Origin of the sequence: Mycolicibacterium sichuanense (genome assembly GCF_033741125.1) — a bacterium.
Taxonomy (GTDB): Bacteria; Actinomycetota; Actinomycetes; order Mycobacteriales; family Mycobacteriaceae; genus Mycobacterium.
In genome coordinates, this window is record NZ_JAWQPU010000006.1 from 83,968 (window position 1) to 105,258 (window position 21,291).

22 protein-coding genes are annotated in these 21,291 nt (G+C 67.6%); 9 read left to right on the forward strand and 13 right to left on the reverse strand.

What is annotated here, in order from left to right:
• Positions 1-22 precede the first annotated feature (22 nt).
• Positions 23-1,603: an FMN-binding glutamate synthase family protein gene (locus SBI80_RS18740; protein WP_318976685.1), complete on the reverse strand. Its 1,581-nt coding sequence runs from the start codon at positions 1,601-1,603 to the stop codon at positions 23-25.
• 52 nt (positions 1,604-1,655) lie between these two features.
• Here SBI80_RS18740 and pheS point away from each other — a divergent pair, with 52 nt between their 5' ends.
• Both pheS and pheT read left to right on the forward strand, forming a co-directional pair.
• Positions 1,656-2,705, forward strand: coding sequence for a phenylalanine--tRNA ligase subunit alpha (gene pheS / locus SBI80_RS18745; RefSeq protein ID WP_413232752.1), 1,050 nt, complete (start codon positions 1,656-1,658; stop codon positions 2,703-2,705).
• Positions 2,705-5,191 carry a phenylalanine--tRNA ligase subunit beta gene (pheT, locus tag SBI80_RS18750; RefSeq protein WP_318976318.1) on the forward strand — a complete coding sequence of 829 codons (2,487 nt, stop codon included), beginning with the start codon at positions 2,705-2,707 and terminating at the stop codon, positions 5,189-5,191. Before pheS ends, pheT begins: the two co-directional genes overlap by 1 nt.
• Positions 5,192-5,212: 21 nt before the next feature.
• Here the strand turns inward: pheT and SBI80_RS18755 are convergent, their stop codons facing one another.
• Complete coding sequence (locus tag SBI80_RS18755) at positions 5,213-6,661, reverse strand: MFS transporter (RefSeq protein WP_318976319.1); 1,449 nt, start codon at positions 6,659-6,661, stop codon at positions 5,213-5,215.
• A 124-nt stretch (positions 6,662-6,785) separates the two neighbouring features.
• On the opposite strand from SBI80_RS18755, the gene SBI80_RS18760 reads away from it, so the two are divergent.
• Positions 6,786-6,941: a hypothetical protein gene (locus tag SBI80_RS18760; protein ID WP_318976320.1), complete on the forward strand. Its 156-nt coding sequence runs from the start codon at positions 6,786-6,788 to the stop codon at positions 6,939-6,941.
• Positions 6,942-6,951: 10 nt separating this feature from the next.
• Here the strand turns inward: SBI80_RS18760 and SBI80_RS18765 are convergent, their stop codons facing one another.
• From SBI80_RS18765 to SBI80_RS18775, 3 genes are all read right to left on the reverse strand, one after another.
• A complete protein-coding gene (locus tag SBI80_RS18765) occupies positions 6,952-7,740 on the reverse strand; it encodes an Rv3717 family N-acetylmuramoyl-L-alanine amidase (protein ID WP_318976321.1) in 789 nt (262 codons plus the stop codon).
• Positions 7,741-7,858: 118 nt separating this feature from the next.
• A complete protein-coding gene (locus tag SBI80_RS18770; RefSeq protein ID WP_318976322.1) occupies positions 7,859-8,299 on the reverse strand; it encodes a Fur family transcriptional regulator in 441 nt (146 codons plus the stop codon).
• Positions 8,296-8,646: an ArsR/SmtB family transcription factor gene (locus SBI80_RS18775; RefSeq protein WP_318976323.1), complete on the reverse strand. Its 351-nt coding sequence runs from the start codon at positions 8,644-8,646 to the stop codon at positions 8,296-8,298. Before SBI80_RS18775 ends, SBI80_RS18770 begins: the two co-directional genes overlap by 4 nt.
• Before the next feature lie 217 nt (positions 8,647-8,863).
• Here SBI80_RS18775 and SBI80_RS18780 point away from each other — a divergent pair, with 217 nt between their 5' ends.
• Positions 8,864-9,415, forward strand: a complete 552-nt coding sequence (locus SBI80_RS18780; protein ID WP_318976324.1) for a YceI family protein — start codon at positions 8,864-8,866, stop codon at positions 9,413-9,415.
• Positions 9,416-9,464: 49 nt separating this feature from the next.
• On the opposite strand, the gene SBI80_RS18785 is transcribed toward SBI80_RS18780, so the two are convergent.
• Positions 9,465-11,885, reverse strand: a complete 2,421-nt coding sequence (locus SBI80_RS18785) for a S15 peptidase family protein (protein ID WP_318976325.1) — start codon at positions 11,883-11,885, stop codon at positions 9,465-9,467.
• A 306-nt stretch (positions 11,886-12,191) separates the two neighbouring features.
• Here SBI80_RS18785 and SBI80_RS18790 point away from each other — a divergent pair, with 306 nt between their 5' ends.
• Positions 12,192-12,335 (forward strand): hypothetical protein, encoded by a 144-nt coding sequence (locus SBI80_RS18790; protein ID WP_318976326.1) that lies wholly within the window; start codon positions 12,192-12,194, stop codon positions 12,333-12,335.
• Between the two features lie 94 nt (positions 12,336-12,429).
• Here the strand turns inward: SBI80_RS18790 and SBI80_RS18795 are convergent, their stop codons facing one another.
• From SBI80_RS18795 to SBI80_RS18805, 3 genes are read right to left on the reverse strand one after another with little or no spacing between them, the layout of a single operon-like run.
• On the reverse strand, positions 12,430-12,765 hold the full coding sequence (locus tag SBI80_RS18795) for an MBL fold metallo-hydrolase (RefSeq protein ID WP_318976327.1): 336 nt from the start codon (positions 12,763-12,765) through the stop codon (positions 12,430-12,432).
• 1 nt (position 12,766) lies between these two features.
• Entirely contained in the window at positions 12,767-13,504 is a 738-nt protein-coding gene (locus SBI80_RS18800) for an alpha/beta fold hydrolase (protein ID WP_318976328.1), read from the reverse strand.
• A gap of 50 nt (positions 13,505-13,554) precedes the next feature.
• Positions 13,555-14,241 carry an HD domain-containing protein gene (locus SBI80_RS18805; protein ID WP_318976329.1) on the reverse strand — a complete coding sequence of 229 codons (687 nt, stop codon included), beginning with the start codon at positions 14,239-14,241 and terminating at the stop codon, positions 13,555-13,557.
• Between the two features lie 94 nt (positions 14,242-14,335).
• Here SBI80_RS18805 and SBI80_RS18810 point away from each other — a divergent pair, with 94 nt between their 5' ends.
• Together SBI80_RS18810 and SBI80_RS18815 are read left to right on the forward strand one after the other, a co-directional pair.
• Complete coding sequence (locus SBI80_RS18810; protein WP_318976330.1) at positions 14,336-15,349, forward strand: GlxA family transcriptional regulator; 1,014 nt, start codon at positions 14,336-14,338, stop codon at positions 15,347-15,349.
• A 45-nt stretch (positions 15,350-15,394) separates the two neighbouring features.
• The gene (locus tag SBI80_RS18815; protein WP_318976331.1) at positions 15,395-15,520 is read left to right on the forward strand and encodes a hypothetical protein; all 126 of its coding nucleotides are present in this window, start codon (positions 15,395-15,397) and stop codon (positions 15,518-15,520) included.
• Positions 15,521-16,174: 654 nt separating this feature from the next.
• Here the strand turns inward: SBI80_RS18815 and SBI80_RS18820 are convergent.
• The 3 genes from SBI80_RS18820 to SBI80_RS18830 all read right to left on the reverse strand — a co-directional run bounded on the left by SBI80_RS18820 (position 16,175) and on the right by SBI80_RS18830 (position 18,913).
• Complete coding sequence (locus SBI80_RS18820; protein ID WP_318976332.1) at positions 16,175-16,726, reverse strand: hypothetical protein; 552 nt, start codon at positions 16,724-16,726, stop codon at positions 16,175-16,177.
• Positions 16,723-18,138 (reverse strand): molybdopterin-dependent oxidoreductase, encoded by a 1,416-nt coding sequence (locus SBI80_RS18825; RefSeq protein ID WP_318976333.1) that lies wholly within the window; start codon positions 18,136-18,138, stop codon positions 16,723-16,725. The genes SBI80_RS18820 and SBI80_RS18825 overlap by 4 nt, the downstream gene beginning before the upstream one ends.
• 169 nt (positions 18,139-18,307) lie before the next feature.
• A complete protein-coding gene (locus tag SBI80_RS18830; RefSeq protein ID WP_318976334.1) occupies positions 18,308-18,913 on the reverse strand; it encodes a TetR/AcrR family transcriptional regulator in 606 nt (201 codons plus the stop codon).
• An 89-nt stretch (positions 18,914-19,002) separates the two neighbouring features.
• Between SBI80_RS18830 and SBI80_RS18835 the strand changes: the two genes are divergently transcribed.
• A complete protein-coding gene (locus SBI80_RS18835) occupies positions 19,003-19,680 on the forward strand; it encodes a peroxiredoxin-like family protein (protein ID WP_318976335.1) in 678 nt (225 codons plus the stop codon).
• A 132-nt stretch (positions 19,681-19,812) separates the two neighbouring features.
• Positions 19,813-20,571, forward strand: a complete 759-nt coding sequence (locus SBI80_RS18840) for a mycothiol-dependent nitroreductase Rv2466c family protein (RefSeq protein WP_318976336.1) — start codon at positions 19,813-19,815, stop codon at positions 20,569-20,571.
• Positions 20,572-20,595: 24 nt separating this feature from the next.
• Here the strand turns inward: SBI80_RS18840 and SBI80_RS18845 are convergent, their stop codons facing one another.
• Complete coding sequence (locus tag SBI80_RS18845; protein ID WP_318976337.1) at positions 20,596-21,243, reverse strand: TetR/AcrR family transcriptional regulator; 648 nt, start codon at positions 21,241-21,243, stop codon at positions 20,596-20,598.
• Positions 21,244-21,291: the final 48 nt, after the last annotated feature.

Below are 21,291 nucleotides of genomic sequence, written 5' to 3' on the forward strand. Positions count from 1 at the left end.
CTCGATCACCAACCGTGCGGGCTCAGCGGAACTCGTCGGCGGATGCCTCGACCCAGTCCGAGCGCCACGACTGCGGCGGATCCTCGAGTAGCTCGCCCGGCATCAGCCAGTCGTAGATCTCGGCATAGGTCGCCGTCCGCTGACCCTCGATCCGGCGGTTCAGCATCGCCGGGGACAGCTCGTGGAACCCGTCGAGCCCCATCGAGGCGACGATCTGCGCGGCGCTGGCGACGGTGGCGCGCTGGTAGTTGAAGACTCGCTCGGTCTTGTCGGGGACGTCGAGTGCCCGGCTGCGCGACGGATCCTGCGTCGCCACACCGGTGGGACAGCGGTTGGTATTGCACTTGAGGGCCTGGATGCATCCGACGGCGAACATCATGGCGCGGGCCGCCATCAGGAAGTCCGCGCCTTGGCACACCCGGCTGACGACGTCGACCCCGCTCGCCACCTTGCCCGACGCGCCGACCCGAATTCGGTCCCGCAGACCCGTTCCGACCAGGCAATTGTGCACCAGCATCAGCCCCTCGGTCAGGGGCATGCCGACATGGTCCTCGAACTCCTGTGGCGCCGCGCCCGTGCCGCCCTCGGCACCGTCGACGATGACGAAGTCCGGGGCGATGTCCGTGGCCAGGATGGCCTTGCAGATCGAGAGGAACTCGGTGCGGGCGCCGATGCACAGCTTGAATCCGACCGGTTTGCCACCCGAGAGACGCCGCAGGGTGGCGATGAACGTCAGCAGCTCGGTGGGGGTTCCGAACGCGCTGTGCGACGGTGGTGACACCACCGTCTTGCCGACCGGAACACCGCGGGTGGCCGCGATCTCGGCGCTGACCTTGGCGCCGGGCAACACCCCGCCGAGCCCCGGCTTGGCGCCCTGCGACAGCTTGATCGAGATCGCCTTGACGGCGGGCATCGTCGACTTCTCGGCGAACGCCACCGGATCGAATCGGCCATCGGCATCGCGGCACCCGAAGTAACCGGACCCGATCTCCCAGATCAGGTCACCGCCGCCGCGCAGGTGATATGGGCTGATGCCGCCCTCGCCGGTGTCGTGGGCGAATCCGCCGCGGGCGGCGCCGGCGTTGAGTGCCTCGATGGCGTTGGCGGACAGCGCGCCGAAGCTCATCGCCGAGACGTTGAGCATCGCGATGTCGTAGGGCTGCGTGCAGTCGGGCCCGCCCAACCGGACCCTGGGGTCCAGGTCCTCGGCGAGATGAGCGCGCAGGGAGTGGCGAAGGAACTCGTAGCCCAGCGCGTTGACGTCGCGTTCGGTGCCGAACGGCTCGTCGCCCTTGGTGCCCTTCGCCCGCTCGTAGACCATGTCGCGGGTCTCGCGGTCGAAGGGCGTCGCCTCGGTGTTGGACTCGATGAAGTACTGCCGGATCTCGGGGCGGATCAGCTCCATCAGGAAGCGGACGTGACCCAGGACCGGGTACACCCGCAGGATGGTGTGCTCGGTCTGCACCAGATCCCACGTTCCCAGCGCGGCCGAACCCAGCAGCACCAGCGCCGGAAGCGCCCACCACCACGACGTGAACACCGTCGCCAGGGCGGCCAGGATCGCGACGACCCAGGCGGCCGCCACGATCACCGGGCGCATGATCACCGCGTGAGGGTATCGCGAGTCACACCCCAGCCGTCGCTATGATCGCCGGGTGGTAGATCAGCCGGACACGTCGGGACTGTCGCAGGAGGCGTTGACGGCTGCCGTCAGCGCGGCCCGGCAGGCCTTCGAGCATGCCGGCGACCTGGATGCCCTGGCGCGCGCCAAGACCGAACACCTCGGTGACAAGTCGCCGATCGCGTTGGCGCGCCAATCGCTTGGCACGCTGGCCAAGACCGACCGGGCGGACGCGGGCAAGCGGGTCAACATGGCCAGGACGGCCGCTCAGACGGCATTCGACGCCCGAATCGAGGTGCTGCGCGCCGAACGCGACGCTGCCGCGCTGGTGGCCGAGCGCATCGACGTGACGTTGCCGTCCTCCCGGCAGCCGCTGGGGGCTCGGCATCCGATCACGATCCTCGCCGACCACATCGCCGACGTGTTCGTCGCGATGGGCTGGGAACTGGCCGAGGGACCCGAGGTCGAAACCGAGCAGTTCAACTTCGATGCCCTGAACTTCCCGCCGGATCACCCCGCCCGCAGCGAGCAGGACACCTTTCAGATCGCGCCCGACGGGTCGCGGCAGGTGCTTCGGACCCACACCTCTCCGGTGCAGATCCGCGCCTTGCTCGAGCGCGACCTTCCGGTGTACATCGTCTCGATCGGACGCACGTTTCGCACCGACGAGCTCGACGCCACCCACACTCCGGTGTTCCATCAGGTCGAGGGTCTCGCGGTCGATCGCGGGCTGACGATGGCAAACCTCCGCGGCACGCTGGACGCGTTCGCGCGGGCTGAGTTCGGCCCGAAGGGGCGGACCCGCCTACGGCCGCACTTCTTTCCCTTCACCGAGCCGTCGGCCGAGGTCGACATCTGGTTCGAGAACAAGAAGGGCGGGCCGGGCTGGGTCGAATGGGGTGGCTGCGGCATGGTCAACCCGAACGTGCTGCGCGCCTGCGGCATCGATCCCGAAGAGTACTCCGGTTTCGCCTTCGGGATGGGCCTGGAGCGAACGCTGCAGTTCCGCAACGGAATTCCCGACATGCGTGACATGGTCGAGGGAGACGTCCGGTTCTCCCTCCCGTTCGGAGTCGGAGCCTGATGCGCCTTCCCTACAGCTGGCTGCGCGACGTCGTGCGAGCCGGCGCGCCCGACTGGGACGTCTCACCCGAGGAGCTCGAGCGCGCGCTCATCGGAATCGGCCACGAGGTCGAGGACGTCATCCCCGTCGGCCCGGTCACCGGGCCGCTGACCGTCGGCCGGGTCGTCGAGATCGAGGAGCTCACCGAGTTCAAGAAGCCGATCCGCGCATGCAAGGTCGATGTCGGGGAAGTTGATCCACGCGACATCGTGTGTGGCGCAACCAACTTCGCCGTTGGCGATCTGGTGGTGGTTGCCCTGCCCGGCACCACCCTGCCCGGTGACTTCACGATCGCCAAGCGCAAGACCTATGGCCGGACCTCCGACGGGATGATCTGCTCGGCTTCGGAGCTGAATCTGGGCACCGAACACTCCGGAATCCTGATACTGCCGCCGGGCACCGCCGTCCCCGGCGATCCCGCCGTGGACGTCCTTGGCCTCGACGACGTCGTGTTCGACCTGGCGATCACGCCGGACCGCGGTTACTGCCTATCCGTCCGCGGAATGGCCCGCGAGATCGCCTGCGCCCTCGACCTCGGCTTCGTCGATCCGGCGGACGTGGCCCCACTGCCCGCCACCGGTGAGGCGTGGCCGCTGACCGTGCAACCCGGTACCGGGGTTCAACGATTCGCGCTTCGCCCGGTGACGGGCATCGATCCCACCGCGGTGTCGCCCTGGTGGCTGCAGCGCAGGTTGCTGCTGAGCGGCATCCGCGCCATCTCACCGGCCGTGGACGTGACCAACTACGTCATGCTCGAGATCGGTCATCCGATGCACGCCCACGATCGCAGGTTGATCAACGGCGGGTTCGACGTGCGCTTCGCCGAGCCGGGGGAGACAGTCGTGACCCTCGACGACGTCACGCGCACCCTCGATCCGGGCGACGTGCTGATCGTCGACGACGTGGCGACCGCCGCGATCGGTGGCGTGATGGGAGCCGGCACGACCGAGGTCAGGGACGACACCACCGACCTACTGCTGGAGGCAGCGGTGTGGGATCCGGCGACCATCTCGCGCACCCAGCGCCGCCTGCGTCTGGTCAGCGAGGCAAGCCGGCGCTACGAGCGCACCGTGGACCCCGCGATCTCGGTGGCCGCCGTCGACCGTTGCGCTGCGCTGCTGGCCGAGATCGCCGGCGGCACCGTCGAACCCACGCTGACTGATTGGCGAGGCGAGCCGCCCCGCCAGGACTGGTCACCCGCACCGGTCTCGATGCCCGTGGATCTGCCGGACCGGTTGGCTGGCGTCGAGTACCCGGCCGGCGCCACCGTCCGTCGGCTGACCCAGATCGGCGGATCGGTCACTGCCGATGACGACACCATCACCGTCGTACCGCCGAGTTGGCGCACCGACCTCAAGCAGCCCGCCGACCTCGTCGAGGAGGTACTGCGGCTGGAGGGCCTGGAGAGGATTCCGTCGGTCCTGCCGTCGGCGCCTGCGGGCCGGGGCCTGAGCCCCACCCAGAAGCGACGGCGCGCGATCGGCAAGGCGTTGGCGCTCAACGGTTTCGTCGAGGTCCTGCCAACACCGTTCCTGCCTGCGGGCATCTTCGACGCCTGGGGACTACCCGCCGACGATCCGCGACGTGCCACCATGCAGGTGCAGAATCCGCTGGAGTCCGACCGGCCCCACCTCGCCTCGACACTGCTGCCGGGGCTGCTGGAGGCCTTGATGCGCAACGTCTCTCGCGGCGCTCCCGACGTCGCGCTGTTCGGCATCGAGCAGGTGGTGCTGGCCACCTCCGAGACCAAGGCCATCGACCCCCTGCCGGTCGACCGCCGGCCCACCGATGACGAGATCGCGGCCCTCGATGCGGCCTTGCCCCGCCAGCCCCTGCACGTGGGCGTCGTACTGACGGGACTGCGCGAACCGGCCGGGCCCTGGGGCCCGGGCCGCCCCGTCGAGGCGACCGACGCGTTCGAGGCCGTCCGCGTCATCGGCCGAGCCAGCCACGTCGACTTCGAGTTCCGCGCCGCCCAGCAGCTGCCGTGGCATCCGGGTCGCTGCGCGCAGATCCTGTTGGACGGCAACATCATTGGCTACGCCGGTCAGCTGCATCCGGCAGTCATCGAACGGACCGGGCTGCCCAAGGGCGTATGTGCCGTCGAGCTCGATCTAAGCGCCGTTCCGGTCGTCGAGCCGCTGCCCGCACCCGCGGTGTCACCGTTCCCCGCGGTGTTCCAGGACGTCAGCCTGATCGTGGCCGACGACGTCGCGGCCCAAGCGGTCGTCGACGCCGTCCGCGAAGGTTCTGGTGAACTGCTGGAGGACGTCCGGATCTTCGACGTCTACGTGGGTCCACAGATCGGCGAGGGCAACAAGTCGCTAGCACTTGCGCTGCGGTTCCGCGCACCCGACCGAACGCTCACCGAGGACGAGGCGAGCGCGGCCCGGGATGCGGCCGTCGCCGTCGCCGCCGACCGGGTCGGTGCCGTACAACGCCGCTGAACATCCGAGGGGCGTTGCTGCTCAGCCCCATTCGTGATTCATCGCTCGCGAGTCCACGGCGGCCTCCGGCGAGACCACTGTGCGCCGGCCATTGCGTGACAGCGCGATGAGTACCATCGCCAGTGCTGCCGTGACCGCACCCGCGACGAAGATGATCACGAACGCATGCTCGGCGGGCAGGCCGGTGCTCCCCGCGGTGGCCGAGAGCAGCACGGCCACCAGCGCGGCTGCGATCGCGCTGCCCACGGTGCGGGCGATTGCGTTGACGCCGGTGGCCACCCCGGTCTCGCTTCCATCGACCTCGCCGACCACCAGCGCGGGCAGCGCCCCGTAGGCAAGGCTGATGTAGGCGTTGGTCCAGATGCCCGCGACGATCACCTGCCACGGAGCGGAGTGCGCCAGCGCCAGCCAGAGGAAGCCGACGACGCCGGCCAACGCACCGCTGACCAGCACAGGACGAGCGCCGAAGCGGTCGATGAACCGGCCACTGACGGTGGCGGTGACGAAGCCGGCGAACGCCCCCGGCAGCAGATACACCACGCTGGCGTGCAGCACAGACGCACTGAAGCCGTATCCCGCGGCGGACCGATCGACCTGGACGAACTGCGTAAGGCCGAGGAATCCGAAGTACAGCCCCATGCCGACGAACACCGTCGCCAGGTTGGTCAGCAGCACGGGCCGGCGGGTGAGCATCGTCGTCGACACCAGCGGGTGGGAGCGGCGGCGTTCCCAGGCCCACCAGGCGACCAGCACGATCGCACCGAGGGCTGCCGCGCCGAGCGTCGCCGGTGCCGTCCAGCCCCACGAGTTTCCCTGCGTGATCGTCAGCAGCACGGCCGACAGCCCCGCGGCCAATCCGGCCGCACCCAGCCAGTCGATCGTGCCGTCGGCATTCGCCTGCCGGGACGGGATCATCGCGATGACCCCGACGACGACGAGTGCGACGAAGCCGGTCGTCAGCCAGAACACCCGGTGGTAGTCGGCGGCACCGTCGACCAGCAGGCCGGTGACCACGAGACCCATGCCCCCGCCGAAGCCAAGCGTCCCCGACAGCACCGCGAGCGCACCGACGACACCGTTCTCGGGCAGTTCGTCGCGCAGGATGGCCACGCAGATCGGGTACAGCGCGTACGACACGCCCTGCAGCACGCGCCCGAGGATGAGCAGCGCCAGCGAGGACGTCGTCGCGGCCAGCACCGACCCGATGAGGACGACGGCGAGCACACCCAGCAGGACGTGCTTCTTGTTATGCAGGTCGGCGAGCCGGCCGATCAGCGGTGTCGACGCGGCGGCCGCGAGGAGGTTCGCCGTGACCGCCCAACTGACCGCGACCGGGGAGGCGTGCAACTGCGCCGAGATGATGCCGAGCACCGGGACCACCGCGGTCTGCAGCACCGCCACGGTGAGCGCGACCAGGCTCAGGGTGGCGACGAGCAACCGGGGCGACACGTCACCGCCCCTTTGTCGCATGGCTAATTATGTCGGCTAGTCGAAGTTCGGCCACCGCTGGGTGGATGGTCCTAGGGTGAGTGCCGGTCGACGAGTGGACGGGCGACGGGCATGCTCGAGAGAGCACTCACGGGGGGAGGTGGGCATGATCCGACGGTGGTTGGCCTGGGTACTGGCGGTGGCTCTGCTCGCCTTCGGCCTGCTGTGGCCGGCGATCTTCGGCGCAGGCCCCGCGCGCGGTACACACCGCGATCCGGTGCGGTTCACCGACTACCGCGCGGACTTCTCCGACCGCGTCTGACGCACGTCCCTCAGGTCGCCGTTAGGTAGGAAGCGATTCCGCGGGTGACGGCGCTGGCGTACTCCGCCCGGCCGCCGGCGGAGGCCAGGATCGCGGCATCGTCGGGGTTCTTCATGTTGCCCATCTCGATGAGGATCGAGGGGTACCTCGCCAGGTTCAGGCCTGCCAGGTCCGCACGACCGTACAAGCCGTCGGTGCCCCGGTAGGTCGATGGTTGCAACCCCGCGGCGACCAGCTGGTCACGCATGACGGTGGCGAACCGGGGCGCCTGCGCGGACTGCGCGTCGTTCAGCGGCGGGTTGGAGTAGTTGACGTGAAACCCGCGTCCACCACTGGGACCGCCGTCGGCGTGGATGCTCACGATGGCATCGGGGCGCAGGGCGTTGGCCATGGCCGCGCGCTGATCGACGCAGGGCCCCATAGCATCATCGTCACCGCGCGACATGGCGGTGCGAACGCCCAGCTGAGTGAGCTCCGCTCGGATGCGCAGCACCGTGTCCCAGTTGAACGTATGTTCGGGATAGCCGGCGTCGGTCGTGGTGCCGGTGGTTTGGCATTCCTTCGTCCCACCGCGTCCGGTCGGCACCTGCCGGTTGATGGAGGCGTCGTTGGCGCCGTTGTGGCCCGGATCCAGGAACACGATCTTGCCGGCCAGGCTGGACGACGCCCGAGCAGCCGGGGTCTCGAGGATGGGGATTGCACTCAGGCTCAACAACACTGGTGCGCTGGCGGCGTAGCGGAGCACGTCGCGCCGGGAGGTCCGCCGGCCACCGCATCCGCGTGATGTTTCATGCTGCATGGGCGGTACGGTAGCCAGCCAACCTTGGACCACGCTGCCGGAGGGGATGGCCGAGAATTTCGAAACACGTTCGCACGCATAACGATATCGATGCGTGACCCGGCGTCGGCGCCGCGTGTCAGGAGTGACGTGAAGGCGCGTCGACGCACGCCGCGCAGGTGCCGAAGATCTCGATGGTGTGGCTGACGTTGGTGAAGTGGTGTTCGCGGGCGACGTCGGCGGCCCAGGCCTCGACGTGCCTCCCGGCCACCTCGACGGTCGCACCGCAGCTGCGGCAGACCAGGTGATGGTGGTGCTGTTCGGAGCACCTTCGGTAAGCGGACTCGCCGGACTCGGTGCGTAACGAGTCGACGAGGTCGGAGGCGGCCATCGTCTGCAGGGTGCGGTACACGGTGGTCAAACCGATGCCCTCACCGCGCTTGCGCAGTTCCTCGTGCAACTCCTGCGCGGTCCGGAACTCGTCGAGGTTCTCCAGCAGTGCGGTGATGGCGGCGCGTTGCCGGGTGGCCCGCACGGCGGGACCAGCCGAGACGCGCACCTCTGCTCCCGCGCCGCTCATCGGTGTTCCGCCGCGTGCGTGACGGCCGCCAGCACGATGTCGGCCAGATGGTGGTCGACCAGGCGGTAGAGCACCTCGCGACCGGATCGCGTGCCGGCCACCACACCGGCGGCCTTGAGCACCCTCAAGTGCTGACTGACCAGCGGTTGCGGCACGTCGAGTGCATCGACGAGTTCGTGGACGCAGCGCGCGGAATGGCAGAGCTGCAACACGATGGCGATACGCAGGGGTGCGGCCAACGCGCGCAGCAGGTCACCGCTGGTGTCGAGGACGTCGCGGGCCGGAATCTCGGGGGGCGGTCCCGCGTCGTGATGGTGCGTCTCGGTCAGGTCGGCAGAGATTGCCATGCCGGGCATCGGAATCCTCGCCTTCACATGAAAATGACTTCCAGTAGCGACCACTCTTACATGCGTCGTCATGCATGTCAACGCACCCCAGGCCTGCCCGTCACCGAGAGTCCGCTCGATGGGCCGCGAATCCATCTGTCAGACAACAGACTTCGGCTCCCAGATTCGTCCGGGCCGGGGTGGCGAGCGGTTGCCGGCGGCAGGCTAGAGTCGTGGCATGCCCGTCACGTCCTGGTCTCTGGACGCCTCGGTGGGCGAACTCCTCGTCCACACGGGCGTCACCGGCAGAGCGGCGAGGCTGGGCCACGAGCTGACCCTGGCCATGACGACTTGGCAGGCGACCGTGTCGTCGGACGGTGACACTCCCGTCGCAGTCGAGCTCACCGTCGAAGTCGCCTCGCTGGAGGTGGTTCGCGGCAGCGGTGGCGTGAAGGCACTGTCGGGACCGGAGAAGGCAATGGCCAGGTCCAACGCCCTGGCCGCGCTGGACGCCAAGCACCACCCCACCATCGACTTCCGGACCGACGCCATCGAGGCGACCAAGGACGGCTTTCGGCTCGATGGGGTGCTCACCATCCACGGGACGTCCGCGAGGCGGACCGTCGAGGTGTCGGTGACCGATCTCGGCGACGCCTGGCGGGTGACCTGCGACGCGGTGGTTCGTCAAACCGACTTCGGGGTCACGCCCTACTCGTTGTTCATGGGGTCGGTGAAGGTGGCCGACGACGTTGCGGTGAACTTCGCCGCCAGCTGGGCCAAGGACGACTAGCGCGCCGAACGCTCTCGCCCGCGACTCCGGCGTCGTGCGTGCTCTCGCGCTAGACGGGCAATGTCACCGGGGACGTGTCGAGGGGGACGGCGTCGGTGATCGTCGGCAGCGACACCGCGACCTTCGACACGTTCAGCACGCCGAAGGAGCTCAGACTCTGGTAGTTGACCGCCGAGGCCACGATCTGCAACGTCAGGCTCTGGCCCGGTCGCAACGTGTGAGCTACTTCCTCGAGCGGGATCGTGATGTCGTGGCTCTGGCCGTCCAGCGTGACGGGGACCGGCGTCACCTGATTACCGAGCACGGCACCGGTGGCGTCGTCGACCAGCTGGGCGTAGACGTGCCTGCTAGTGCCCGTCCCCGAATAGGTCATCGTCAGCTGCGGGGCGCCCACCACGTAGGTGGTCGCCGTGACCGCCGGCACCGCGAGGTCGTAGGCGTTGAATGCCCGAGTGCCGCCGATGGGTAGGACGAAGAGCAGGGGTCCACTGCCGCCCAGCACGGGAAGGAGCGGCAGCGCGCCGGGCTGATCGCTCGCGGCGACGATGGGCTGACCGGCGCGCGCCGGGAACGTGGACGACGAGAAGTACTGGCCGCGTTGGTCCACCCACTCGAACGGTGCGCCGGTGCTCGTGTCCTGTCCCTTGACGTAGCGCGACAACCACGCGAGGGTCTCGTTGGTGATGACCTGCCCGTCGGTGGGATCGAACAGGTTGTTGGTGCAGACGCCGTGCCCGCCGCAGAACCAGAGCATCTTCGTCGGGACGTTCCTCGCCATCAGCGCCTCGGCATTGTCCTGAGCCTCCTGCAGCGAGAAGAGGGTGTCGACCGTGCCCTGGATGAACAGGGTCGGTGCCACGATCGCGTCCAGCACGGTGTCGGGGCCCCGCTGGCTCAGCAGATCCTGTTGCTGTTGGGTGAGGGTGCCGGTCAGGTCGCCGTAGATCGCGGCAGGATAGATGGCGGGGTTGGGGCGGGCGTTGGTGAGCAGAAGTGCCGCGGTGAGCAACGTTCCCCAGCCGCTCTTGAAGGCGTCGCTCTTGTAGAGCGAGGTGTTCAGGCTGTTCCAGGCAATGGTGGGCACGATGGCGTCGACGCGGTGATCGGTGGCGGCGGTCACCAGTTGAATGCCGCCTCCGTAGGACGCACCCACCATGCCCATCCGCGGGTCACCAGGGCCATCCAGCGTCACCTCCGGTTGCGTGGCGACCCAGCTGATGATGGAAGAGGTGTCCCGCGCCTCGAAGTCCGGTGAGTCCAGTTCCAGGACTCCACCGGAGCGGTACTCGCCGCGCGGGTCCCACGTCACGACGTTGTACCCGGCGGCGCGCAGTGCGCCCACCCCAACCGCACCGAGGTTGTCGGTGAGGACGCCGTCAAGGAAGGTGCCGTTCAAACCGGTCCCACCGGGCATCCCCAGACCGGGCCCCTGCAGGATGGTCGTCGCCCGCTGCCCCGATCCAAGGCCGCTCGCGGGCATGAAGTGGACGTAGATCTGCGTACCGTCGAAGGACGTCAGCATCACGTCCCGCGCGACGGGATCACCCGGCGCGCCCGGCTGGACCGGGTAGCCGACGAACGGGTGGATGATGTCGCCAACGATGGGAATCTGGTGAATCGCCGCGACCACTGGGGTGAAGAACACCGGTCCGAGGATCGGCAGTTGCTGCAGCCACGCCAGCGGGGGTGTCTGGAGGACCGCGACGACGGGCGCGGACACCGGGGTCGCGGCGGCGACGCCGGAAGCAACCGACGACGTCGCCGCCGGAACGAGTGACTCCTTGCGCGCAGTGGCCGCCGCCGTCCAGGTGATGGGTGAATCCGGGGTGGACGGTTCACCGCCGGCCGGGGAGTCCGACGTGCTAGTCGCGACGGCCGACTTCGCGGTGGTGGCCGACCCGGTCAGCGTGGTGGGCGGATCGTCGGTCTGAGCGCGGTCGGCAGCCGAGATCGTGCTGCCGCTCGAGGCGGACGGCGAATGAGATTCCGAAGCTTGATCCTTGGAAGCTTGATCCTTGGGCGCTGAATCCTTCGGTGGCGTCGCCGCGCCGTCGGGGTCCTTCGACTGAGACGTCGAGTACGTCCCGGTGTGCGCACCGCCGGTGGACACGACGACGCCGGGGGTGGGCACGGAGGCCGGTGTCGACGTGGTGCCGGTGTTCGTGCTGTCGGTGTCGGCTGATGCGGTCGAGGCAGCGCTGGCGGTCGTGCTCGAGGTGGTGCCGGTGCCGGTTGAGGCGGACGCCGGCGTGCTTCGATCCGCGCTCGAAGCCGGCGCGGGATGCGCCGAGCCCGCCGCGCCGGACGGCGACTCGGACGCGCCTGCGTTGGATGTCGCACTCGACGACGACTCCGCGCCAGACGCGGAATCGGCCGACGCGACGGCGCATCCGGCGAAGAAGACGACGACCCCGACTCCCAGTGCCGCTGCCAAACCGCCGATTCGCCCTACGTACAAGCCTTCGGTCATGCCGAATCAACCCCCTCGAAGCCGTGCCGTGCGCTCCCGGACTATAGACACGCGGGTTCGCACCGTGACCCCGTTTGCGTCGATCCCACGGCCATTCCGACGGATTTACGTCTACGTCAACGAGACTGGGCGTACGCGGCTTCCGCGCGAGGGAACCCTCGCGCCACTGCTCGGGGCTGGTCGGGGACTCCCTACGCACGACGGCGAGCCGTCATGGTTCAGCCTGGCGCCGACGGGGCATAGGCACAGCGAGCTACGGGTCGCGGGGACGAGCCCTGCGGATCGAGAAGGGGATGCAATATGTCAATGCCTGCTGACGCGGCGGATGCGGTCGAGAGCCACGGGTCCAACGAAGGTCCGCGCGACCACGAGGGTGTCGACACCGAGCATTCCGCGTATGTCGACGAGAACAACGTTCCCCATCCGGGCAGCGCGAACGAAGTCGAGTAGCGGCGGCCCGGCTCTTGGGGTGATGCGACCGGTGTTTCACACCGGTCGCGCTTCTCGCCGAGCGTGCCTCAACACACCCACCGCGGGAGACCCATCACTGCCTCGCCCTGCGCTGGCGACGTGAATTTCGTTGAGCCAGTTGCTGACTGAGCCAATGCCGGACGTTGGCGACCGGCATCGGGCCGCCGTGTCCGATGTGCAGCTTGACGATGATCGACTCCAGATCGGTGGGGTCGACGCCGGCAGCGATGACGCCGTTCCAGATGCGATCACCACTGCTTGGCATGCCGCAGTCCACGAGGACGGGACGTCGCCCGATCAAGAGGTAGGTGTTGACGAGGTGGTCGCCGAGGACCGGAATCTTGACGATCTTGGTGTTGATGGTGACTTCCTTAGTCGTGGAGGCTGAGAACGTCTTCGATTGGTGCATTTCAGCCAAGACGTTGCGCCAGTTCGCTGGCGAGGGCCTCGGGTGCCTCGAGTGGGATCAGATGACCGGGTCCGTCGAGTACGTGGATGGATGCCTGCGAGATGAAGGGTTTCAAGTGTCGACGCAGTACGTCGACGGGTTCGACTTGGTCGTGGCTTCCCGCGATGACGGTCGTGTCGACCAGGATGCGTCGTGCGGCCGCAGTGATGTTCTCGGCAATGCCGTGCAGCGGCCAGTCCATCCGGGCCGCAGCCGCGCCCGCCAGGCTGTCCTCGATGACGGCCGCGCGCACCGACGCCGTGAGCGGGAGTGCCGTCAACACGTGGTCGACGGCGCCGGACACGGTCTGCGAGTTGTCGTACGCGTGCGCGAGTCGTTGCTGGAATTGTGCGGTGATCGCGGCGGGCGGCTCGGGAGGTGCGGGTGCAACTAGAACCAAACCCGCGAGCGCAGTGGGGTTTTCGGCCGCGACCAGTTGGGCGACCTTGCCGCCCATCGAGTGCCCGACGAGGATGACGTCCGTGTCGAGCGCCTCGATGACGGTGGCCGCGTCGATGGCCAACTGTCTCAAACCGAATGGGCCAGGCAACGTGTTGGAACGGCCCCAGCCGCGGTGGTCGTAGAAGGCTACCGGCACCTGCGGGTCGAGATGGGCGAGCGTTGGCTCCCAGGTGCGGGCGCTGCCACCCCAGTAGTGCAGGAACAACGATGTCGGTCCGCGACCAGACCGGTGCCTCACGATCAACGATCCACCGGCCACTGGCACACGTAGCTCGGTGACCGAGTTGGTCACGACTGGCTCTCGCGCACGGCAACGGGGCGGTCGTTCCAGCCGGCAGTTTCAACGGCGTCGAACCAGGTAGCCGCGGGATGCCCGGGATACATCAGGTGGTGGAGGTGGGCAGGAAAGCTCATCGGTGGCGCCTTGAGGGGGTTTCGCCGCGCCTGCTCGGCCACCACGGCAGCCAGCGCGTAGCCCAGATCGTGTCGTGGCCACGCGGCATGCACGCGGTCGGCGAAGCCGTCGGGCAACTGCCGACGGTGAATGCCGACGATGTCGGTGCCGATGCCCATTTGCGCCAGTGCCGCAATGGATCCGAACCGATGGGCCAAGCCGACACTGGTGTGCAACGCGATCGCCGTCCACGCCGTGCCGATCCGAGCAGCGTCGATGCCCTGCCCGGTGAGAAATCGTGCAGCGGCATCCGCGCCGTCCATCTCGAATCGTTGGTCGGTATTCGCATACTCGGTGGCTCCGAGATCGTGCAGGATGCAAGCGAGGAACAGCAGTTCGTCGTCTCCGTGATCGGGGGCTCCGTCGGTCACTGACAGTTCGCGCGCGAATAGGTAGCTGCGCACGACGTGGTTGTAGACGAACTCGGGGGAGACGTCACGGGCAAGCTGGCGAGCCGCGGTCGCGACGGGCGAATCGGGAAATCCGAACTGCGCGGCGAAGGCATCATCGGAGATGTTCATGCGGGGCCCTTCGTCGTGGGTGATGACTCAACCCTGTGGCATGCAGACCGCCGACACCAGTGGCTAGATGGCCACATATTGCTAAGATCTGGCCATGATCGTCGGCGTGCTTGGATGCGAGCAGGTGTTGGGCTTCGAGCTGATGATTCCCGGGCAGGTATTCGGCATGGCCAACGTGGCGCTGGCGGAGACGGCTGGTGAACAGGGACGTTACGAAGTGCGTTGCTGCGCCGCCGACACCATCACCACGACACTGGAGTGGGGCGCAGTCGAGATCCGCACGCGGTTTGGTCTCGATGAGTTGGTCGCCGCGGACGTCGTAATCGTGCCGGGCAAGCAGGACTTTCTGGCGCCACCCACCCAAGACGTGATCGACGTCCTGCATGCAGCGTACGACGCTGGCGCGCGCATCGGGTCCATCTGCGTTGGCGCGTTCGCGCTCGCGGCTGCCGGGTTGTTGGACGGGCGAAGGGTTACCACCCACTGGCAGTGGGCCGCTGCTCTGGCACGCCGCTATCCCCACGTCGAGGTCGATTCTGGCGCAATGTTTCTCGACGACGGTCAGATCCTGACGTCGGCCGGGGTCGCGGCAGGCTTGGACCTGTGCCTGCATCTCATTCGACAGGACGCCGGGGGAGAACTCGCAGACCGGACCGCGCGGCGGCTCGTCCTCTCGAGCTGGCGCGACGGAGGCCAGGCCCCGTACATCGAAACGTCGCGCCCCGAGGACGATTCACTCCAGGCGATCGTCGCGTGGTTGGAAGAGAACGCCCTCGAGCCCTTGGACCTCCACACGATCGCCCGGCACGCATCGATGAGCGTCCGCAGTCTCAATCGGCATTTTCGCGCCCGCCTCGGAACGACACCATTACAGCTGCTGTTGCAAATTCGCATCGACCTGGCGCGCCGACTACTCGAATCCACCCGTCTGCCGATGAATAGGATTGCCGAGCAGTCCGGATTTGCGTCACACTCATCATTTCGCCATCACTTCGTCCGCAGCGTGGGCGTGGCGCCACACACGTACCGCACCAGTTATGCGGCGCACGTAGAACAGAACGCACGGCAGCGACCCGCGCCGGTCACGACTGGACGCACACAACGGTGACGAGGCCGCGGTAGACCCACCTCCTCCTCACTGCACGTTCCCCTCTTGACCGACTCCGGCGGATTCTTGATCAAGGACGTGGCCCTGCTCGGCGCGGCGATGTGGACACTCGGCGAGGCGCCGCTGGCGCACACCTCCAAGAGAGCGCGCGGTGTCACCGCCGATGGGTAGCGTGCCGCTGATCCCGTTGAGCCGCAGAGCCGATCGCGTGACGTGGCCATCACGACGGCCGATGTCGTGGTTCATGACCCGCGGGGCCGCTCGTCGTCCGTCACGTTCGGAGCGGACCACGGACGCCAACAGTGGTCCCCGAGCACCTCATCGAAGTGGAAGCCATCGCCGTCCTCGACCAACGAGGCCGTGCCGGCAAGGAGGCGGCGTGGACGTGCTGGCTGTCCGATCCCGCCCGAACCGGTCACCTGCAGTGCGGTCCATGCGGCGCGCAGATCGTGCCCTCCGCAGACGTCACACCATTGATTGAAACCCTGGCCACCCGCGACAGCAGTGGCACCACCGAAAGGATGACGACGACATGGACTTCCTGGTTCGCTGGGATTATTGCCGCGTGTACGAACTGTCCGAAGTGCAACGGGCAGCGTTGTTGGAAGGTGAACGTTCCAGGGGTCAAGAACTGTTCTCCCAGGCCATCATTCGGCAATTGTGGGGGATTCCCAACACGTGGACGAACCCTTTCCGTGACGGCCACCTAGGTCCACGGCCCAACCGGGCCGGCTCTACACCGCCACCGCGGGCAGTGCCAAGCAAGCAAGGACGAGCGGTGGCGGGAACCTGGACGTCTCGTCCACCGCCACGAGGCGAGCAGGATCATGTGTCCCCGTACGGCGATGATCCGGCCAGCGGAGCACTCGGTGACAGTGCTGCAGGCGGTTCATGAAGACGGAAATGCACGTACACGGTCTTCGCCAGATAGCAGATCGCACTGGTCAGATAGAAGCCGGCGACCAGGAGCAGCCAGCGCCCCAGGAACGGTTCCTGAGTCAGCCCCGTCGCGGCGTGGTAGGTGAATGCGCCCTGCTCGATGATGCCCGGCAGGAACAGCGCGAAGGTCAATGCCGTTGCCAGAGCCGGTATTCGCAGATAGTTGACCACCGGAACCCGGCCCGGGTCGGCGGGCTTGGCCCCGCGTCGACGCTTGGGCAGGAATCGCTCCGCCAGGGCGTAGAGCGGGAACAGGATCAGGTCGTGGCCGATCACCGCGACCGCGAACCACACCGCGATCGACTGCCACCACACCTCCGGGTTGAAGAGCGCGGAAATGCCGAGTATCGAGATCGTGTAAGCGGCGAGCGCCATTGCCCCCAACAGGACGAGCAGATGGAGCAGATGGTCGCCATAGAGTCGCCTGAACACCGTCATGCCTCCCGAAACTCGATCGACGCCACCCATTTGGTGCAGTGCACGCCGGGGAGCGCGGGCACGATGATTCGGGCCGGGTAACCGTGATCGGGTGACAGGTCGACGCCGTTGACCCGGAAGGCCAGCAGCGCATCGGGATTGAGCACCTGATTGCGCTGCAGCCTGGCATGGTTGAACGCGCCGAAGCGCTCGAGGGACGACACAACCGCCGAGCCGGGCGACGGACGACCCGCGGCGGCAGCGAGATCAGCGAGGCGCACGCCAGACCACGTCTGCACCGTCGACCAGCCCTCGACACAGGCCAGCGGCAGGTCGACCGTGTGCTGCGGCATGGCCGCCAGCGCCGCGCGATCCAGCACCACTGGTTGCCCTCTGCCGAGCAGTTGCAGCCGCCACCGCTCTCCCATCAGCGCGGGGTCGATGCGCGCGGTGGCGGCGGTCCGGTTGATCTGGAAGTCGTTGGGGCCGTTGCCATAGCTGCGACCTCGAGGCAGCAAGACCGCCAGGTGGCGCGTCCATCCGCCGACGGTCTGACCGGCCGTCAACACCGCGACCAGCAGGGCGCCGCCCCCGACGACGGCGAGGATGCCGCGCCGGCTCAACGTGGGCGGGTCGGGGTCGGGGGCGACCAGCCCGTCCTCGTCGAGTGGCTCGGGCACCGTGTCGGCGCGTGAGGTCTTCAGCACGGCGAGGAACGACCGCGAGCGCAGGCTGCGGACCATCGTGGGCAGCTTGATGGCGACGTGGGCGACGAATCCGGCGATGAACACCCAGGCCCCGAAGTAGTGCGCGGTGTAGAAGCTGAATCCGAAGATGTAGTCGTACTGGATGTTCAGCACGCCGGTGACGATCTCGAACAGCACCCCGCCGACGAGCATCAGCAGCGAGATCCGCTCCACCACGTTGGCGACCGAGCGGGCCGGCGGCCACGCGAAGAGCCGCGGAATGACCGACCACAGCTTCGCGAGCACCACCGGGATCATGATCAGCCCGAGGCCGACGTGCAGCCCCTGCGTGAGGCGGTAGAGCCAGCTGGGGTTGCTCGGCCAGTCGAAGGACGGCAGCTTGAGCCAACCGACGTCGGCGGGGATCGCCATCCCGAACTTCGGTCCGTAGGCGATGTAGGACAACAGGCCCGTGAGGATGACGATGGGCAAGACGATCAGTAGTACGGCCCCGAACACCGACGTCAGCCACGGCCCTCGCAGCGGACTGCGCCACCGAATCCGGGACAGTCCGGGCGGTGGATGCTTCTCCAGCGTCCGCCAGGCTGCGGCCGGGAAGCCGTGTCGATCTGCGGCCGGCGGAGGACTGACTGACGGTGGACCACCTTCTGGGGCACCCGCAGTTGGCGTTCTCGGTGGTTCGGCCGAGGCGTTGCCGTTGTGAGGTGGCGGGCTGGAGGGCGTCATGGTGCGGTCCTTCGTCGAGGCATCGGACCCGCCGCCGCGGCGAGACGAGTGGAACGGCTCGTGGGTAGCTCATCGCCAGCCCAGCAGCCATCATACCGCGCAACTGTACTGCCCGGTACGGTCTGCGCCGTACGGTCGAGCCGCCTGTGACGATGTATGGCGACGCGGTCTAGGCGACCTCTGTCGTGGCGAAGGAGGCGATGTAATCGATGCTGGAGTTGAGTGCGGTTCGCAAGGGCTCGGCGTCGCGGCGGGCCTTGGACAACAGCAGGCCGCCCTGGAGTGCGGTCAATAGCGTCAAGGCCAAGTTGTCGACGTCGGCGCCGTGGACGAGTACGCCACGTTGTTTCAGCGTGGCCAACCCCCCAGCAATGGCGTCCTGCCATCGCCGATAGCCTGCTGCGACGTCTTCGCGCGCGGAATCATCGCCGTCGGCAAGCTCGCTGGCCAAGGAACCCAACGGGCAACCGCCCCGAAACTCCTTGGCCTGCTGCAGGGTCACGATGAGCTCGGCCCAGCTGCGCAGTGCGCCGAGGTCATCCAGATTCGCGAACAGGGGTTCCTGCACTCCGAGGATTGCATCGCTCCAGTACGCAATGACCGCGCAGGTGAGGGAGTGCTTGTCGCCAAAGTAGTGGTAGATCTGTGACGCGCTGACACCGGCCGCCGCCTGCACGTCCTCGGTGCTGGTGCCAGCCACGCCCTGCTGGTGCATCAGCGCCGCGGCAGCGGCCACGATGCGGTTGCGGGTGGCCTGGCCCTTGACGGTGATCATCGGACGAGGATAACTCTTTTTGGAGTTGACATTCCATTTCATCGTGAGTGTTATGGAGTAATCAATCCAGACCCTCGGAGGACGGACCCATGACCACTCGCACACCCACCATCGCCGAGCAGGCGCAGACGATCACCGTCGACGCAGCCACGCGGCTGCCGAACGACGTGAGCAGCGCGTTCGCCGCCGATCGGGCCACTCTGGACGCCCACGGCGTGCCCGCCGAGGTCGCCACGCCGGGAACTGCCCTGCCCGATGCTGAACTGCTCGACGTGAATTCGGCACCCACCACGCTGGGGCGGCTGCGTGGTGACCGGCCCGCGGTAGTGGTGCTCTACCGGGGGGCGTGGTGCCCGTACTGCAACATCGCCCTACGGACTTATCAAACCGACCTGGTGCCGGCGCTGACCGAGCGGGGTGTCGAGCTAATCGCAGTGAGCCCGCAGAAGCCCGACGGGTCGCTGAGTTCGGTCGAGCGCAACGAGCTGACCTTCACCGTCGCCTCCGATCCGGGCAATCAGCTCGCCGCCGCGTTGGGTGTGCTCACCCGCCCGTCGGCGGATTCACTTGCTGCCCAACGGAGTTTGGGTCTAGATCTCACCGAGGTCAACGCCGACGGCCAGGCCAATGTGCCCATGCCGACGGTCTTGGTCGTCGACGGCACCGGGGTGATCCGTTGGATCGACGTCCACCCGAATTACGCCACCCGCAGCGAGGTGGCTGACATCTTGGTTGCCGTCGATGCGATGGAGCGAACCGGTGTTTGAGGACGCGTTCCTCATCACCGGCGCCAATGCCGGCCTCGGCAAGGAGGCCGCCCGCCAGTCGCCGCCGCGACGATCCAGGGTCACGCCTACGCCGCGATCCACCGGTTCCTCCCCGCCGAGAAGGTCGCAATCATGAGCGAATGGGTCGATGAACCGCCCGTGGAGGTGCGCCGGGCCGATCTGGACTTCTACTTCGACCCCGTGTGTCCGTTCGCGTGGATGACCAGCAAGTGGGTGCGACTGGTAGCCGACCAACGCGACTACGTGGTGGATTGGCGGTTCATCTCGCTGCGAATGCTCAACGCCCACATCGATTATGACGCCCACTTCCCGCCAGAGTACGAAGCCGGGCACACCGCCGGGCTGAGGTTGCTGCGCGTTGCGGCCCGGGCCAGGGCCGAGTACGGGCAGAGCGCAGTGGGGCCGCTGTATCTGGCGCTGGGACACCACATCTTCGACACCGCACCCGACGAACACCCGGCGGGTCCGGGGCATCACGGGACGCGGGGGTTCCTGGAGCCGATCCTCACCGAGGCCGGCCTGCCCATCGAGTTGGCCGACGCGCTCGATGACGACACCGTCGACGCCACGCTTCGCGCCGAAACCGATCACGCTCTCGAGCTGACCGGCAAGGACGTCGGCACCCCGATCCTGCAGTTCCGCCCACCCGACGGGGTGGCGTTCTTCGGACCGGTGATCAGCCGATTGCCCACACCTGAAGAGGCAGGCCCACTGTGGGACAACGTGCTTGGGTTGGCTAGCTTCCCCGGGTTCGCCGAGCTCAAGCGCAGCTTGCGTGAACGTCCTCAACTGGCGAGTTTCGGCGTCGCTCCCACGGCGTCGGGCATCGAAGAGGACTGGCATGGCGGAAGCCGACGGTTGAAGAAGTAGCGGCGATCAGCGCCGGTGCGGGAACTACCGTCTGGCCTTGGGGCGCGGCGCCCAGCGACGAAGCTCGGTGAGCGCCGCGGTGAGGCAGTCGTGCAGGGGTGTGACGTCGTCGCGGACACGCGCCAGCAGCATCCCGCCTTGAAGCGCGGCGATGACCATGGCGGCGAGCCGTTGGGGATCGGCCCTACGGGACAGCTCGCCACGTTTCTTCATCGTCGTCAGCCCGCGGGCCAGTGGGGCTTCCCACTGCGGAAATGCCGCATCCAGGCTGGGACGGTAGGCCTCGTCGTTCTTGAGTTCGGCGGCCATCGTGCCCAGCGGGCAGGCGAACGGACCCTCCGGGGGGGCATGCAACTGCAGGTACCTACTGGCCCAGGCGTCGATCCCGGCCCAGGAATCGGTGTGGCTCAGGCTGGGTTCTTGTTCGTCGAGGATGAGTTCCAACTGACGCTCGATGACGGCGTGGACGAGATCGGATTTGCCATCGAAGTAGTGGTAGAGCTGGCTCTTGCCCGAACCCGCCGCTGCCAGGACGTCGTCGAGGCTCGTGGCGCGCACCCCGCGCTGATACATCAACGTGGCCGCGGCGTCCACGATCGCCGCCCTGGTGCGTCGGCCGCGTTCGGTGGATGGAAGGGGTCGGGGCGTGCCGACGGGTCGGGTCCCGGACATCTCACCAGCGTATAAGACACACCGCTCGACGGATGGAGTCAATCCCCC